Origin of the sequence: Sphingobium sp., assembly GCF_033795625.1 — a bacterium.
In the GTDB taxonomy this organism is placed as follows: domain Bacteria; phylum Pseudomonadota; class Alphaproteobacteria; order Sphingomonadales; family Sphingomonadaceae; genus Sphingobium.
The window spans coordinates 1-14,919 of record NZ_JARYGI010000033.1 but is presented as its reverse complement, the minus strand read 5'-3'; the positions used below and the strand labels follow the sequence as shown (position 1 = coordinate 14,919).

General features: G+C 64.2%; 13 protein-coding genes. 9 read left to right on the top strand and 4 right to left on the bottom strand.

The window, feature by feature from the left end:
- Nucleotides 1-11: 11 nt before the first annotated feature.
- Complete coding sequence (locus QHC67_RS14575) at nucleotides 12-470, bottom strand: hypothetical protein (protein WP_319295395.1); 459 nt, start codon at nucleotides 468-470, stop codon at nucleotides 12-14.
- 158 nt (nucleotides 471-628) lie between these two features.
- On the opposite strand from QHC67_RS14575, the gene QHC67_RS14570 reads away from it, so the two are divergent.
- Nucleotides 629-1,462, top strand: a complete 834-nt coding sequence (locus QHC67_RS14570) for an IS5 family transposase (RefSeq protein ID WP_319295394.1) — start codon at nucleotides 629-631, stop codon at nucleotides 1,460-1,462.
- A 311-nt stretch (nucleotides 1,463-1,773) separates the two neighbouring features.
- Nucleotides 1,774-2,067: a hypothetical protein gene (locus tag QHC67_RS14565; protein ID WP_319295393.1), complete on the top strand. Its 294-nt coding sequence runs from the start codon at nucleotides 1,774-1,776 to the stop codon at nucleotides 2,065-2,067.
- 9 nt (nucleotides 2,068-2,076) lie between these two features.
- On the opposite strand, the gene ybaK is transcribed toward QHC67_RS14565, so the two are convergent.
- Nucleotides 2,077-2,571, bottom strand: a complete 495-nt coding sequence (gene ybaK, locus QHC67_RS14560; protein ID WP_319295392.1) for a Cys-tRNA(Pro) deacylase — start codon at nucleotides 2,569-2,571, stop codon at nucleotides 2,077-2,079.
- A 180-nt stretch (nucleotides 2,572-2,751) separates the two neighbouring features.
- Nucleotides 2,752-3,054 (bottom strand): integration host factor subunit alpha, encoded by a 303-nt coding sequence (locus tag QHC67_RS14555; RefSeq protein WP_319295391.1) that lies wholly within the window; start codon nucleotides 3,052-3,054, stop codon nucleotides 2,752-2,754.
- An 892-nt stretch (nucleotides 3,055-3,946) separates the two neighbouring features.
- Here QHC67_RS14555 and QHC67_RS14550 point away from each other — a divergent pair.
- From QHC67_RS14550 to QHC67_RS14535, 4 genes are all read left to right on the top strand, one after another.
- Nucleotides 3,947-4,399: a DUF736 domain-containing protein gene (locus QHC67_RS14550; RefSeq protein ID WP_319295390.1), complete on the top strand. Its 453-nt coding sequence runs from the start codon at nucleotides 3,947-3,949 to the stop codon at nucleotides 4,397-4,399.
- Nucleotides 4,400-4,473: 74 nt separating this feature from the next.
- On the top strand, nucleotides 4,474-5,652 hold the full coding sequence (locus tag QHC67_RS14545) for a DUF2493 domain-containing protein (protein WP_319295389.1): 1,179 nt from the start codon (nucleotides 4,474-4,476) through the stop codon (nucleotides 5,650-5,652).
- Between the two features lie 876 nt (nucleotides 5,653-6,528).
- Nucleotides 6,529-6,804, top strand: coding sequence for a hypothetical protein (locus tag QHC67_RS14540; protein ID WP_319295388.1), 276 nt, complete (start codon nucleotides 6,529-6,531; stop codon nucleotides 6,802-6,804).
- 225 nt (nucleotides 6,805-7,029) lie between these two features.
- Nucleotides 7,030-7,611, top strand: a complete 582-nt coding sequence (locus tag QHC67_RS14535; protein WP_319295387.1) for a hypothetical protein — start codon at nucleotides 7,030-7,032, stop codon at nucleotides 7,609-7,611.
- 354 nt (nucleotides 7,612-7,965) lie between these two features.
- Here QHC67_RS14535 and QHC67_RS14530 read toward each other — a convergent pair whose 3' ends face one another.
- Nucleotides 7,966-8,190, bottom strand: coding sequence for a hypothetical protein (locus QHC67_RS14530; RefSeq protein ID WP_319295386.1), 225 nt, complete (start codon nucleotides 8,188-8,190; stop codon nucleotides 7,966-7,968).
- Nucleotides 8,191-8,737: 547 nt separating this feature from the next.
- On the opposite strand from QHC67_RS14530, the gene QHC67_RS14525 reads away from it, so the two are divergent.
- The 3 genes from QHC67_RS14525 to mobF all read left to right on the top strand — a co-directional run.
- Nucleotides 8,738-9,025, top strand: coding sequence for a ribbon-helix-helix domain-containing protein (locus QHC67_RS14525; protein ID WP_319295385.1), 288 nt, complete (start codon nucleotides 8,738-8,740; stop codon nucleotides 9,023-9,025).
- Complete coding sequence (locus QHC67_RS14520; RefSeq protein ID WP_319295384.1) at nucleotides 9,015-11,468, top strand: type IV secretion system DNA-binding domain-containing protein; 2,454 nt, start codon at nucleotides 9,015-9,017, stop codon at nucleotides 11,466-11,468. The genes QHC67_RS14525 and QHC67_RS14520 overlap by 11 nt, the downstream gene beginning before the upstream one ends.
- A gap of 3 nt (nucleotides 11,469-11,471) precedes the next feature.
- The coding region (gene mobF, locus QHC67_RS14515) for a MobF family relaxase (protein ID WP_319295383.1) at nucleotides 11,472-14,919 on the top strand (3,448 nt) is incomplete at its 3' end.

The window sequence follows — 14,919 nt, the reverse complement described above, 5'->3', positions numbered from 1 at the left end:
ACAAATACGGTTCAGACCCCCAGCTTGCTCATCAGATCGTGCGCATTCGGGCCTTCCAGTCCCGATGCGTAAGTCCAGTATTTGCCGCTGAGGCCTTCATTCATCAGCACCCGGCACATGCGCGCGCGGTCGTAGGCGAGCTGCTTCGCCTCGCTCAGCACCAGGATCGCCACCTCGAACGAGGCATCGTCGAGCATGTGCCACAGCCGCATCTGGAGTGGATTGCGATCCTGAAGGATCGCTTCCATCATCGCGAAGCCTTCGCCCGGATGCACCTTGGTCTCGTAATCGGCCTGAAGCCGCTCGTAGGCTTCCAGCACCTCGACCGTCGCATAATAGGCCGTGTTCAGGTCCTGACCCATCAGCGCCGCCGCGACCATGCGCATCGTCTGCGACTTCTCGGGATCATTGAGCACGTCCATCAGCGGCAGATCGTAATCGTAGTTCTTCAATACATCGCGCATTTTCATGAGAAGTCCTCCTTCGGTTAGTCCAAGCGAGAGACTACCGATGTCGGAGAACAAATCTAGTACGAAGCGCATTGCTTCTCAGAGCCTGACCCGAAAGTTGTTGAGCAATACCAGCCATTTATGATTCACACCGTCTTTGCGAAGAGATGGAGAGATCGATGGCATGGACTGGCATTGCCCGGCAGGAGCATAGCCGAAGAGGGCTGCGCTATTCCAGTGATATGACGGATCGGGAGTGGCAGGTGGCAGCGCCGTTCATTCCTCCAGCCAAGCGTGGCGGGCGGCGTCGAACTGCCGACATGCGCGAGGTGCTGAACGCGTTGCTCTACATTGCCGCGAGCGGCTGCGCCTGGAGGCTGCTGCCGAAATGCTTTCCGCCGGTCTCGACGGTTCAGCGGTACTTTTACACCTGGCGCAATGCCGGGCTTCTCGATGCGATGAACGCGGTGCTGGTCATGAATTTGCGCGAGATCGAGGGGCGGGAAGCCTCTCCCAGTGCCGGTGTCATCGACAGTCAGTCAGTGAAAACAACGGAAAGCGGCGGCCCTTGCGGCTATGATGCAGGCAAGAAGATCAAAGGGAGGAAGCGGCATATCCTGACGGACACCTGCGGGTTTCTGATCTTCATTTTCGTGCACACTGCCGATATCCAGGATCGTGACGGCGCCGTCGATGTCCTCAAAGCCGTGCGCCGTCGTTTCCCCTGGCTGCGCCATGTCTTCGCTGATGGAGGCTATGCCGGTGACAAACTCAGGAATGCGCTGGCCGGATCGGGAGCCTGGACGATCGAGATCATCAAACGGTCCGACAAGGCCAAGGGCTTCCACGTCCTCCCCCGCCGATGGGTCGTCGAACGGACTTTCGCATGGCTCGGCAGATGCCGCCGGCTCGCAAAGGATTGGGAGACAACCGTGGCGTCATCAACCGCATGGGCGACCATCGCCTCCATCCGCATGCTTACCCGGCGAACTGCAAGGTATTGCTATGCTTGATTATCTTCTGAGTCAGACACTCAGAGCGTATCGATCGGGTCGTTTGCGCTATCGCTGCTCGGCGAGCATCGCTGCAGTTCAGCACCGCGTTAACCTTGCGTTAGCATTTGATCCGGCAACTTGTTTCCCGGCGAATGAGGCAGTCTTGTTCCCTGCCGGCCCGACACGGACCCCAGCGACCCCCGTTGCACCCCAAACAAGTGTCGGGCCGGTAACCCGGGTTCCATCCCGGCTACGAAGCGGCTTGCGCCGCCACGTCCGATCCGCTTTTCTGCGCTTCGCGTAAGCTCCAGTCACAAAGGATGTGCCCCATGACACTTTTCATGCTCGCATTCGTGTGCATCGTTCCCGCCGTGCTGATCGTCGTCACGCTCCCCCATCCCGACGCGCTGCCGCCATCGAGGGGTCGACGGCTGCGCCGCTTCCTCCTCCTCAACCTGCCATGGATCTCAGCGCCGTTCCTGCTCGACTTTGCAGGCTCTCGCCTCACGCAGGCCGGTCTTCCCGTATCCAGCTGGTTCAATTTCGCCCAGATCGTCGTGGTGCCGCTCTGCTTCACGCTGCTCCTGATCCAGCCTTGGACCCGCAGGCACCCCGCTGACTGAGACCTGTGCTCACGAGCACAGGTCCGCAACCGCGATATCCGGCACCTTCACCATCGCCTCCGGCGATACCAGCACCAGCAGCCCGCGCTTGCCGCCGTTCACCGCAATCTCGTCGAAGCCCAGCGCCGAGCTATCTAGATAGACCGGACTGCGCCGACGCTGCCCGAACGGGCTGATCCCGCCCTTCACATAGGCCGTCACCTGCGCCGCACGCAGCGGGTCCATCATCGCCGCAGACTTGCCGCCTGCAGCCTTCGCGGCCTGTTTCATGGAGACCTGCCGGTCGGCAGGCACCACCACGCAGGCAGGATCGCCGTCCACCTCGATCATCAGTGTCTTGAACACACGTTCGGGCGCCAAGCCGATCGCCTTCGCCGCATCGCCCGCCAGATCGCCCGTCCCGGCCCTGAAGACATACTCCGCTACGCGGTAGGAAATCCCCGCCTCGCTCAGGAAACGGGTCGCCGGTGTAGCCGCTGGCGTGCGCGTCTGGGACTTGCTCATCCACGCTCCATCAACCCCCGGAGCGCTCCCGGCAATTGAAGTTTTGGGGACTGAGATCGCCGGGAGCTTCGGCCCCATCGCGGGGGGGCATGGACAGGGCCGCAAACGGCCCCATAAGGCACGCGCGCTGCGCGCGCCACCCTTATGGACACTTGTCACCAGATCGACGTGCGCAACCGGCTAACGGCCCGCTACGCGGTCCTTCAACTCCGTGCTCGCCCGAAACGTCACCACACGGCGCGCTGCGATCTTCGCTTCCTCGCCCGTCTTCGGGTTACGACCGATCCGCTCGCCCTTGTCGTTCAGCTTGAACGTCCCGAAGCGCGTGATCTTCACAGTCTCGCCGCGGCCAAGCGCTTCCTTGATGTGATCCATGATGCCCTCCACGAACAGCAGCGATCCCGCACGCGACATCCCGACCTTGCGATGAATCGCCTCCGCAATATCGGCCCGCGTCAAGGTCTCTGATCGGCTCTCGGTCAAGGTGCGCCTCCGGATGCTGCAACTGCACACTACGGCAATCAGAAGTTGAATCAATATATTGGCCGCGTGGACCCGTCCGGTTGATAAATCCCCGTTCGCTTGACGAATTTCCAATATCGCCCATCGCAGCGCAATCGGCTCTCCCCAAGGCAGCAGGGGGCATCCCGCCCTGCGGGCGCGACCGGGCTCTGCTCGCCTGCGGCTCATGGAGCCCCTACGGGTCTCCACCCTGACGGGCTTCGATCCCTTGCCCAGGCGTCGCGCATGCACCCTACCACAGGCCATGTCCCGCGCCCCGCGCCACGACGCACCACGATGATGACGGCCCTGCCGGGCCGGCGCCTTCGTCCATGCCGGCGCGCGGCGAGGACGCCGCACCCCGGCACCAACCTCGCGCCAGGTCATTCACCACACTCTGCGCCACCCCCGCCAGTGTCCCGGCGTCGCACACCGGGTTGCCCGATCAAAAGCTGCCTCCGACCAGGCTGCGCTAGCCAATCCGCGCTGGCTGGCTTTTGTCCGCTATCGCAGACAGCCAGCGCGGATTGGCAAGCTCCGCCAGGCCGCAGCGCGACGTCTTTTGATCGAGCGATCCCCGGCGTGCCATTTGGGACACAGGCGAAGGTGGCTCCGAGTGCGGTGAATGACAATCCCACCCCGTGCGCTCTGTTGGTCAGTAATGACGGCCTGATGGGCCGACTTTCCTTGGTAAAGGCGCTGCCGCGCCTAATAGAACGGCTCAGGTTCACCATGCACGGTAAATATCTGTCAAGAAATCAATGAACTTCAATGCTTTAGGGGGAGGGAGTATAAGAAAGATGTCGGAAGCGAAGGGGAAAGGCCCCGGACCAAAGACAAGGGGGACAGGCCCCCGCAACTAGGAGTAATGCTCATGAACATCGGTTCCTTCAAGCTCGTCAATGGTCAGCTTCTCGGTTCGGTCGCAACCCTGACTGTCGACCTTCCCCGCCTTGGTCTTCGCCCCGTCGAGAGCGCCAACGAAAAGGCCCCCGCGTTCGAGATCATGGCCCTCAACGTCGCGCGCAAGTGGGTGCAGATCGGTGCCCTTTGGGAAATGACCAGCAATTCCACCGGCGAAGTTTTCTATAACGGCCGGATGGAAGACCCCAGCCTCAACGAGCCCCTGCCCGTCATGCTCTTTGGCGACGACGAGGACGGTTATCGCATGGTCTGGAACCGCCCGCAGGCCCGCCGCGAGAACATGGACGGCAGCCGCCAGACCCGCCAGCGCCGCACCAAGGCAGACGAGGCATTCGGTGAAGGCAACGCCACCGAGGACGGCCAGCTTGCCGGAGCGGATGAGGATTACGTCCCCGCGTTCTAATCCCCGAACGGGAAGGGAGAGGTTGGCCCCCTCTCCCGACCCTATCGCTATCCCCTGCCAAAGGATGAGTTACGATGACCAAGGAAACGAATAACCGGCGCTATACCAGCTTTGCCGACCTCGCAAAAGCCATCGGCACCACGCCCGAACAACTGCGCAAGCAGTATCTCGACAAGGTCATTGCCGACGCCAACGGCGAAGGTAGCGACCCGCGCCCGACATGGATGCGCGAGGAGCGCAAGGCCGATCTTGCCCGGCGCAAGGAAATGGAGGAGCGCGACCGCGAAAACGAGATCGCCGACATGATCGCGCAAGACACCGTGACGGATAGCTTCCACGAAGCATTCGGGGACGTGGGCGCGCTTTCCATCCTCGAAGTCGGGGACGTGCCGCAAGAACTCGACATGCCCGAACCCGCAGAGGCGCAGGCCGAATGTCACGCCATCGTCACCACCATCTTTGACCTGTTCCGCGATACCCGCCTTGAGCCGAGCGCACAGGCCATCGCATGGGGCATCGTCAATTCCTTCCACTACGAAGCGCAGAGGCTGGCGAACGAGGAAGACCGGCTTTCCGGCGAACTACAGGACATGGCCCGCCGCCCCGATCCGTCCGAAATCTACGCCACCGAACTGGAAGACTTGCAGCTTCGCGCAGCGACCAAGCTGGAACAGCGTAGCGCCATCGAATGCATGCGCGACTATGCCGCCGACTGCTACCGTGTCCAGACCGGCAGGCCATGGAGCGCCGCGCGCGGATCGAAGGTGTCCAGCGTCACCACCGCCAGCCAGATCGCCGCCGCCGATTTCCTCAAAGCACGGGCAACCGCCATCCGCGAGAAGCGCAATCCCACCGGCCCGATCGTGGTGTTTTCCGGGGGGCAGGAATGGCACGACTACCAGCAGCTTTATGCCCGCCTCGACCAGATCAAGGCCCGCATCCCCAGCATGACCCTTTGCACCACCGGCCAGCGCAAGGGATGCGACGCCATCGCCGCCGCATGGGCCGCCAGCAACGGCGTTCCCCTTGTCGCTTTCGTGCCCAACTCCAACCGCTACGGAAAGTCCGCAGGTTTCCGCCGCAACGAACAGCTTTTGAACCTCAATCCGGTCGAAGCCATCGTCTGCCAAGGCACCGGCATTCAGCTTAACCTGCTTGAGGAATTGAAGCGCAAGAACGTCCCCACCCACGCTTTCCCGATCAGCGGGCAAGCTCCCATCGCCGCCGATACCAAGCGGCAGGCGTGGGGATGATACCCTAACCAGACAGGGGCGGACCAGCGCCGCCCCACCCTTTCCTTGGCAGGGCGAAGCGGCCAGCGACGGGACACCCCCCGGCGCTGGCCCTTTGCCGTTCACGTCGCGTATGTGGGGGAAACCCTACGGTTCCCCCCACGCCAGGCGGGGCGCGATTGCCGGTCCCGACATCGCCCCCGCCGGGGCTCGCCGGAACCGGCAATCGCGCCCCGCCTTCCCCCCTCCGGTAAGGCGCTGCCGCAGACAACACGAACACGCCCGCCAGGCATCATCCGGCCGCGCCAAAATCAAGGCCAGGAGAGCCCCTCGCGGGCATCGAACCCGCTCGCCGCTGCTGCCGCGATCATGGGCAGAAGTTGCACCCCGCACTCACCGGGCGCGGGGTCGCCATCTCGCCTCGCTCGCGTCCCGCACAAGGCAGCCGCCTTGCGACGTGCGCTACGCATCGCCGTTCGGCTTTTTTCGATGCGGAAGGTGTGCCGACGCTACCGTGCAATGGGGATCGGGCTTACCGCGCCGGCACGCCGGATCGATACCCCGCACGACGCCCCGGTTCAATCCTCTAACCGCCTCGCTCGCGTGCCGCGCAAGGCCGCCGCCTTGCGACGTGCGCTACGCATCGTCGGCAGTCTCCCGGCGAGAGGGGAAAACACACACGGTCCTCCCAGAATGTCCTGCGCCGCACAGCCGCGTCAAGGTTGAGCGGTCCCCCCAATTTTGACGCGGCCTGCGCTCCGCTCCGCTGCGCTCCAACCACGACAAAATTGGTTCCCCCACTCCCCGCTTCGCGGCGCGGGCCAAGCCCCGCGTCCCTGACCCGGCCGCACGGCGCAGGACCGACAGGAACTGTCATGACGACAAGGAGACATAGCTATGACCGCCATCATCACTTCACTGCGCAGCGATCTCGAAGCCATCGCCGACAGCATCAACGTCGGCGGCGCCGACTACGAGATCTGGGCACGCCGCTTCAGCGAGGCATGCGACAGCTACTTCAGCACGCTCGACCCCGACCAGCGCCGCGCCGCGATCGGGATCGCCGGCGACCTCGGCTACCGCACCCCCGAAGAGGAACCCGAATACAATCCCGGCGTCTGCTGGCGCTCCGGTATCAACAGCGCATATTGCCACTGCGGCCATCACGAATGAGGCCGCGCGGGAGGCTCCGGTCCATGCCGGAGCCTCCTGTTTCAGACGGTGCGCCCATGCGCCGCGTCCGGGGCATCGAACCCCGGACGCGGCTGCCCTGCGATTGCATCCGGACGGTCCCGGCGCGGCCATGGCCGCCCCCGATCCGTCGCCGGATCGGGCCAGATCGGGCCGGAGATGAGAGGGTGGAAAAGGATCGGTTCCACCGATAGAGGAAGTGAAGCGATGACCATCACCTTTCGCGTCAAGGACGAAACCCGCACCCCCGTCGCGCCCCAGTTCATCACCCATCTTCGCGCCGTCGCCCTGTGCCGCCTCCTCACCGAAAAGGCCCTGCGCCTTGGCGAGGACATGGTCTATCCGATCCATGGTTCGCTGGACTCTGCCAGCTACGCTTTCGAGGCCCGCGTCTGTCCGGTCGCGCTCGCCCAGCTCAGCCGCATTTTCTACGACTGGCCCCCCGCCATCGCCCTGCTCGACGAAGCCCAGTTCCGCCGTCGCCGCCTGCGCATGACCCGCGCTTCCGCTCATGGGCGCGTCATCATGGAAATCTCCACCAGCCACGACTTCGCACCCGAAGTCACCATGCCCAACGCCGGGGCCTATGCCCTGCTCAGGACGCTCGGCCTCAGCCCCGATAGCTACGGCGCGATCTCCCTCACCGACATGCGCCGGCGCCTGACCGATCCGGTCATCCGGGGCCGCCTCGAGGGCGATCCCAAAGGGCTCGGCCGGTACGTCCATGACCTCGAGCGCATGGTCGAGACCGACACCGTCTCCGGCCAGCTTTCCATGGCATGGACTTGACCTTTTACGGCCACTCCTGAACACTCCCCGGCGTCCCTTACCGGACGCCGCCCGAGCATGAAACTACCACGGGAAGCCCGCAGCCTCACGGCTGCGCGCTTCCCTTTTTTTGCTTCATACCCTCGCGCAGGCTGACGCCGCGATCACCTGCCGGACCCCGCCGCGCAAGGTCCGCCGCGAACCCCGTTCACCGTGTCGGCAAGGGCGCGACCGGACCCGGCTCGCTCGTCCTGGGCTGTCGCCCAGAACTACGCATCGCCGGAACAGGTGCGGCGCATGTGGTGCACATGAAAATGGCCGTGCGGGGCTCCTCTTCCCCGCACGGCCATCGTCTTGTCGGTCCTGTCGAAGCGCTCAGCCCCCTGTGCCCAAATGCTTCTCGACCTCGTCCATACCCAGCGTCTTCACCGCACCCATGAGCCGCTCCAGCCTGTCCAGCGGGAGCTTCAAAAGTCCCGCCTTCTCGATCCTCCCGATCGCCGCCTCGCGCACCCTTGCCTCATGCGCCTTGCGGCGCTCGGCAAGCCTGCGTTCCTCGGCCTCGATCGCGGCCATTTGTGCGTCCAGTGACTTCGCCATGTTCCTTACCTTTTCGGTTCGGCTGATCGGCTCTGAACACGAACACAATAACCACCATAGCCCCACAAGAAAAGATGCACCGTACTCCCCTACGGACGCCCCCAAAAAGGACTCCGTTTCTTCATGACGAAACAGCCCCAAAAGCCCCGCGCGAGGTGCGCTCACCATCCCCATATTCCGCCTCACGGCGGACCTTCGCCCACCGGAAAACGGTGCCCAAACGGGACGATACCGAGGTGCCAGACACGCCCCATGCACACGGACGATACGATAGCTCCAGAAGCACACCCTACGCACGGATGTGCGGGATTAAATTCTTTTATATCAATGGCATAAAATATAAAAGCTATGAAGTACCAGCGAGTACCAGTTTGAGTACCAGCGAGTACCGTGAGTTATACTATATTTATTCCAGTATCTTAGGTGGTACTCATCGATACTCATTGCAATTTCGTGGCCTTGAAGACCCTGTTGCTATCCCGGATGATTAGCGGTACAAACATCTCGCTTTGCGTAAGCCCACCATCCTCCCTGCTAGGAGGTTGGTTTGACATCATCACTTCAAAGAATGATCCGTCTGGATCGTCGGCAATATGCTCGCCTTGAAAAGATAGCCAAGGATCAGGGGCGCCCGGTTTCCGAGCTGATACGTCGCGCGATCAGCGACTATCTCGACCAGGACAAAATTCTCACGGCAAGCCAGCTTCGGCAGGCCCGGCTGATGGAATATACGCAAGCCGCGATCGACACGATCCTGCGCGAAGATCACTACGATCAGCGCCAACTCGTCATCGACGAGACAGCCCGCCGCATGGAGCGCTATCATGGCGCGTAAGGCTCCACGCAAGGACGACGGCAAGGACCGCGAAGACATCCGCAGCGACGGCTCGCCAAGGCCCCTAAAGCACGCTTCCGCGCGCGGGGAGACACCCCGCAACAACGGCAACTTCGTGCGGGGCTCGCAGCTGGTCAACACCCAGGTCCTGATGTGGCTGCAGGGCGCGAAGATGCCCGCCCTCATGTGGCTGGGCCTGTTCGGATTGGCCTACTTCATCATCATGTCCATCATGCTGGACGAGAACAACTTCCAGCTCATCTGCATGCGCATCCTTTCCGGGCTCTGGGACTGGTGCGCATTGAACCCGATGAAGCAGGCCAACCTCCTCCTTCCCGATCACACCGTGCGCCATACCTACATGGGATACGTCCCCTACGTCCCCGAGGTCGCTCTCGCCTGGCACAAGGCGGTGCGCGGACTGCTGGGCGCGGGGCTGATCGCCTCCTTCGCCACCATTCCGGCATCGATCTGGTACGTCGATTTCTCGCAGCGGCGCGGCAAGTCGATCATGGAGGAACGCCACGAGCGCGGCGCCATGCTGGTGGACCGGGACGTGCTCCTCGATGCGATCAACCGGCACAACCGCGAGAAGTTCATCGACGAGGCCCGCGACCTCTTCCCGAACAACACCGCGCAGGAGGTGCTCGAGATGCCCTTCGAGGCCCGCAAGGCAGCCGGTATCCACCACCCCTACGACATCGCCGGCATCCCCTATCCGCACCGCCTCGAGCAGTCCCATACCATGCTGCTGGGCACCACCGGCACCGGCAAGACCACGGTCCTGCGCAGGCACATCGCGCAGATGAGGCTGCGGCAGGACAATGCCGTCGTGTTCGACCTTACCGGCGCCTATGTCGAAGCCTTCTACGACCCCTCGCGCGACACCATCCTCAACCCCATGGACGCGCGCTGTCCGGCATGGTCGATCTTCAACGACTGCGAGAGCTATTCCGAGTTTACCGCCGCCGCTTCGGCGCTGATCCCGTCGGACGGCGGTTCGGCCGAGCCGTTCTGGGCGATGGCCGCGCGCACCCTGTTCATCGAGATGTGCATGAAGCTCATCGAGAAGGGCCAGACCTCCAACCGCGCGCTCGCGGAAAACCTCATGACCGCCGATCTCAAGCAGGTCCACAAGCATCTCCAGAAGACCATCGCCGACCCGCTCACCGCGCCTGAAGCGGCGCGCATGGCCGAATCCATCCGCGCCGTCTTCAACACCAATGCGCAGGTCCTGCGCTTCCTTCCTGACGAGGGCGACCAGTTCTCGATCCGATCATGGATCACCGCCGACAAGAAGCCCGGCGGCATCCTGTTCATCACCTCCAACTACACCGACCTCGAGATGAACAAGGCCCTGCTCACGCTGTGGTCGAACCTTGCCATCCACTCGCTCATGACCATGAAGCACACCCGGTCCCTGCGGACCTGGTTCATGTTCGACGAGCTGGGCGCGCTCCATCGCCTCCCCGCCATCGAGAACGGGCTGCAGACCGCGCGCAACTTCGGCGGCGCCATGATCCTGGGTCTCCACTCCTTCGACAAGCTGGTGCAGGTCTACGGGGAGGAGAACGCGCGCAACCTCTCCTCGCTCGCGCGCACCAAGCTGATGCTGGCGGCCGCCGACCTCGACACCGCCGAGCAGTGCGCCCGCTACATCGGCAATCGCGAGATCCGCCAGATGGATGAGGGCTACTCCTACGGCTACAACTCCACCCGCGACGCCTCGACCCTGACACCGCGCAAGCAGGTCGAGCCGCTCGTCATCCCCGACGACATCATGAACCTGCCCTCGATGCACGGCTTCGTGAAGTTCCCCGACGGCTTTCCCGCAGCGCGCGTCCAGCTCGAATGGAAGCACTATCCCAAGGTCGCCGAAGGCTTCGTGCCGCGCCCGAAGCGCAGGCCCGGCGACCCGGATGGGCAGGGACGCGGAAGAGGGGGTAAGCCCAAGGGCGGCGATGACGGCGGGCGCGGGGAAAGCGTCGCCATGACGCAGGAGGAACTGGCCGCGCGCGATGTGCCCATCGCGCTCGCGGCCAATATCCTCTCGCAGCCCTCCGAGCAGGAGCGCGAGGAACAGGAAGGACGCGATCCCAATGCGCGTGAAGCCCTCGAGCGCATGGACCTCGGTGCGGCCCGCGACGGCGCGGACAGGTCACAGGACGGAGCCGATGGCAGGACCGGCGAGACCGGCCTCGACACCCCGGAGAACGGCCTTGCCCGCCACGCCGATCGCGTGCCGGGCCGCGACGACAACGCGGTGGCCTCACGTTCCTCGCAGCGCGAAGGCGAGGAGGAAGCATCGCGCTCTCAGCCCCATCCTTCCGAAGAGGATCTCGGCGTGCGCGAAGCGCGCGATGGCTTCGGCACCGGCGATGGCATCGATCACAGCCATCATCATCCTGACATAGGCGATACCGACTTCGGGATCGGGGACTGAGCCGTGCACTCGATCTCGGCCGTGCGCTCGGCGTCGGGCGCCGCAAAATACTTCACCGCCGACGATCTGGTCAGCGGCGACTACTACACCGCCGAGCACGCCGGCGAGGTCAGCCAGTGGGCCGGCGAGGGGGTGAAGGACAGCCCCCTCGCCCCCGGCACTACAGTCACCCGTGAAGCCTTCGAGAAGGTGCTGAACGGCGAGACCCCCAGCGGCGAGCAGCTGCGCCAATTCGAGGGCCGCCGTCCCGGCATCGACATGACCTTCTCCGCACCCAAGTCGGTCTCGCTCATGACCTATATCGCCGGCGACAAGCGCATTCTCGGACCCGACGGCGCGCACCTGAAGGCAGTCCAGAAGACCATGGCCTGGGTCGAGAAGAACCTCGCCGAGACCCGCAAGGACGTCGACGGCAGGAAGGTGCCGATCCAGACCGGCAATCTCGTCTACGCCCTGTTCCAGCACGACACGAGCCGCGCCCGCGATCCGCAGGCCCATGTCCATGCCGTCGTCGCCAACATGACCCGTCTCCCCGACGGCACCTGGCAGGCGCTCCACAACGACCGCATCTGGCAGAGCAACTCGGTCATCGGCACGATCTACCACGCCAACTTGCGCGATGAGATGGAGAAGCTGGGTTACAAGGTCCAGCTGGACGGCAAGCACGGCACCTTCGAGATCGTCGGCGTCCCCAGGGCGGTGATCGACGCCTTCAGCCAGCGCCGCGAAGAGATCCTCATGAAGTCCGAGGCGCTGGGCATCGTCTCGCCCAAGGGGCGCGACAGCCTTTCGGTCAATACCCGCGACGCCAAGGTCAAGCTCGACGATCGCGACGAGCTGGTGAAGGAATGGATCGAGAAAGCTGAAAGCCTCGGCTTCAACGGCAAGGAGATTCTGGAGGCGGCACTACGAGCGTCGCGCGAGCAACCTGAGAACCTTGCCGTGCGCGGCTACAAGGCCATGCTGGAGGTGGTCAATACCGCGCGCGAGTTCGTCTCCGGGCTCCTGCGCTCGCCCGAGCCGCTGGTCGATGCCGGGATCGCCCGGTTCGCGCAGTCGCCTGCCGATGCCCGCGCGCAACTCGCCGTCGCCTCGGCGGTACGCATCCTCGGCCAGCGCGAAGCCGCCTTCCAGGTCCACCAGGTCGCCAAGACCGCGCTCGATCTCGGGCTCAAGGGCGTCACCATCGATCACGTCGAGGCCCGCATCGATCGCCTGATCGCCAAAGGTGATCTCGTCGCCGGCGAGATCCGACACAAGGGCCGTCTCGTCGAGGCGGTGACCACGCCCGAGGCGCTCAGGATCGAGCAGACCATCCTCGACAAGGTGGAAGCGGGCAACGGCAAGGCCATGCCCATCGTCGATGCCGCCGCCGCTCCCACCCGGCTGCAGGAGGCCGCGTCCCCGCGTGAACTCAATCAGGGCCAGCTGGCAGCCGCCACCATGATCGTCTCGGGCACCGATCGCTTCGTCGCCGTGCAGGGCGTCGCCGGTGCGGGCAAGTCCACCATGCTGCAGGCCGTCGCCACCCTCGCGCGCGAGGAAGGCAGGCAGGTGCTCGGCCTCGCCTTCCAGAACAAGATGGTCGGTGACATGCGCGAGGGCATGGTGCCCAAGCACATGTCCGCCGAGGACATGGAGAAGGCGGGCGTCTCGGCGCAGACGATCGCCTCGTTCGTCTGGCAGAACGAGAAGTACCTCAGCGATCCCGCCAGTCCGGGGGCGCAGGCGCGCCGCGACGAGCTGGCGGGCACGATCGTCGTCGTCGACGAGACCTCGATGGTCTCGAGCGAGGACATGCTGAAACTCATGCGCATCACCGAGGCGCTCGGTATCGAAAAGGTGGCCTTCGTCGGCGACCGCCAACAGCTCTCCTCGATCGATGCGGGCAAGTCCTTCGCGATGGTCCAGGCCGGCGGCATCACCATGGCGCGCATGGACCAGAACGTGCGCATCAATCCCGACAACAAGCAGCTGCTCACCGTCGCCGCGCTCGCCAATACCGGCAAGGCCGGCGCCGCGCTGAAAGTTCTGGGCGACAATGTCACCGAGCATTCCGAGCCTGCGGCCGAGGCGGCCGAGACATGGTTGGCGCTTTCTGCCGAGGAGCGCGCGGCCACCGCAGTCTTCGCCTCGGGCCGCGAAACCCGCGCCGAGATCAATTCCGCGATCCAGGAAGGTCTCCTGCGCGAGGGCACGCTGAAGGGCGACGGGCTCTACGTCACCGTCCATGACAAGATCAGCAAGGAGCGCGAGCAGCTGCGCTATGCCCACCATTACACCGTGGGGCAGACGCTCACCGTCACCGGCCCGGTGCGCGAGGTGGGGCTAGGGCGCGGCCAGTACCAGGTCGCCCGCGTGTTCGAGAACGGCAAGGTTCAGATCACCGGACCCGGCGGGCGCAGCATCCGCTTCGATCCGCAGCGTATCGATCCCGCCATCCCCCGCGACCGGCTCGAGCTGTCCGCGCTGCAGACAATCAAGATCCACGAGGGCGACACCATCCGCTGGACCGCCACCGACAAGGAGCGCGACCTCGACAACTCCGCGCTCGCCAGAATCGTCGCGATCGAGGGCGGCAGCGTCACCGTCGAGACCGCGAACAAGGAGCAGGTGACGCTCGAACGCGGCGATCCCATGCTCAGCCGCCTCGACCTTGCCTACGCCCTCAACATGCACATGGCGCAGGGCGTCACCGCCGACAAGGGCATCGGTGTCATGCTCTCCTACGAGCACAACCTCTCCAACCAGCGCCTCTTCAACGTCCTCGTCACCCGTGTGCGCGACGCTCTCACCATGATCGTTGATGATCGTCAGAAGCTCGAATGGCGGCTCGACAGCAATCCCGGTGACAAAACCTCATCGTTCGAGAGCACCGGCAGGCTCGATATCGACGGCCCCGGCGCGAAGGCGGCGGCCGCCGATGCGGCGCTGACAGCCGCCTTCAATAGCCTCGAGGGCGGGAAAGGCGGCGGCGCTGGCGGTCTCAACGGCCAGGGCGCGGGTAATGGACCCGCCGGCGATGGCAAGGTGGACTGGAGCGATGTTCCGGCCATGCCTGCCGGCGATGGGGCCGACAGTAGCAGGCAAAGCGATGGCGTCCTCGACGCGCAGCGCAGCGACGGCGACCGGGTCCGCATGCCCGATCCCGATCCGCTGGATCTGAACGACCTGCCGTCGATGGGCGTCTCCGATACCGACTACTCGAAGTACGAGCCGATCAAGATCAATGGCGAGCCGATCTACGATCCCGGCGCCGACGAGAGCCTCTCCGCCCCGCGCGAAAAGGAAGACATCGATCCGCTGCACCAAGCGCTGCTCGATCACCTCGAAGGCGACGGTCTCGGCGTCGTCGACAGGACCGTCGATGACCTCACTGGACTTGTAACGGTTTTGTGCCGGTCACCTATCTCATTATGCCACCTTGGCTTCGAACGCGAGTGGGCTGATG

What these genes read in the sequence shown, in the direction of transcription:
- QHC67_RS14535 (WP_319295387.1), top strand. Translation starts at nt 7,030, where the DNA reads ATGACCATCACCTTTCGCGTCAAGGACGAAACCCGCACCCCCGTCGCG.
- QHC67_RS14575 (WP_319295395.1), bottom strand. Translation starts at nt 470, where the DNA reads ATGAAAATGCGCGATGTATTGAAGAACTACGATTACGATCTGCCGCTG.
- QHC67_RS14520 (WP_319295384.1), top strand. Translation starts at nt 9,015, where the DNA reads ATGGCGCGTAAGGCTCCACGCAAGGACGACGGCAAGGACCGCGAAGAC.
- QHC67_RS14545 (WP_319295389.1), top strand. Translation starts at nt 4,474, where the DNA reads ATGACCAAGGAAACGAATAACCGGCGCTATACCAGCTTTGCCGACCTC.
- QHC67_RS14550 (WP_319295390.1), top strand. Translation starts at nt 3,947, where the DNA reads ATGAACATCGGTTCCTTCAAGCTCGTCAATGGTCAGCTTCTCGGTTCG.
- QHC67_RS14540 (WP_319295388.1), top strand. Translation starts at nt 6,529, where the DNA reads ATGACCGCCATCATCACTTCACTGCGCAGCGATCTCGAAGCCATCGCC.
- QHC67_RS14565 (WP_319295393.1), top strand. Translation starts at nt 1,774, where the DNA reads ATGACACTTTTCATGCTCGCATTCGTGTGCATCGTTCCCGCCGTGCTG.
- ybaK (WP_319295392.1), bottom strand. Translation starts at nt 2,571, where the DNA reads ATGAGCAAGTCCCAGACGCGCACGCCAGCGGCTACACCGGCGACCCGT.
- QHC67_RS14570 (WP_319295394.1), top strand. Translation starts at nt 629, where the DNA reads ATGGCATGGACTGGCATTGCCCGGCAGGAGCATAGCCGAAGAGGGCTG.
- QHC67_RS14530 (WP_319295386.1), bottom strand. Translation starts at nt 8,190, where the DNA reads ATGGCGAAGTCACTGGACGCACAAATGGCCGCGATCGAGGCCGAGGAA.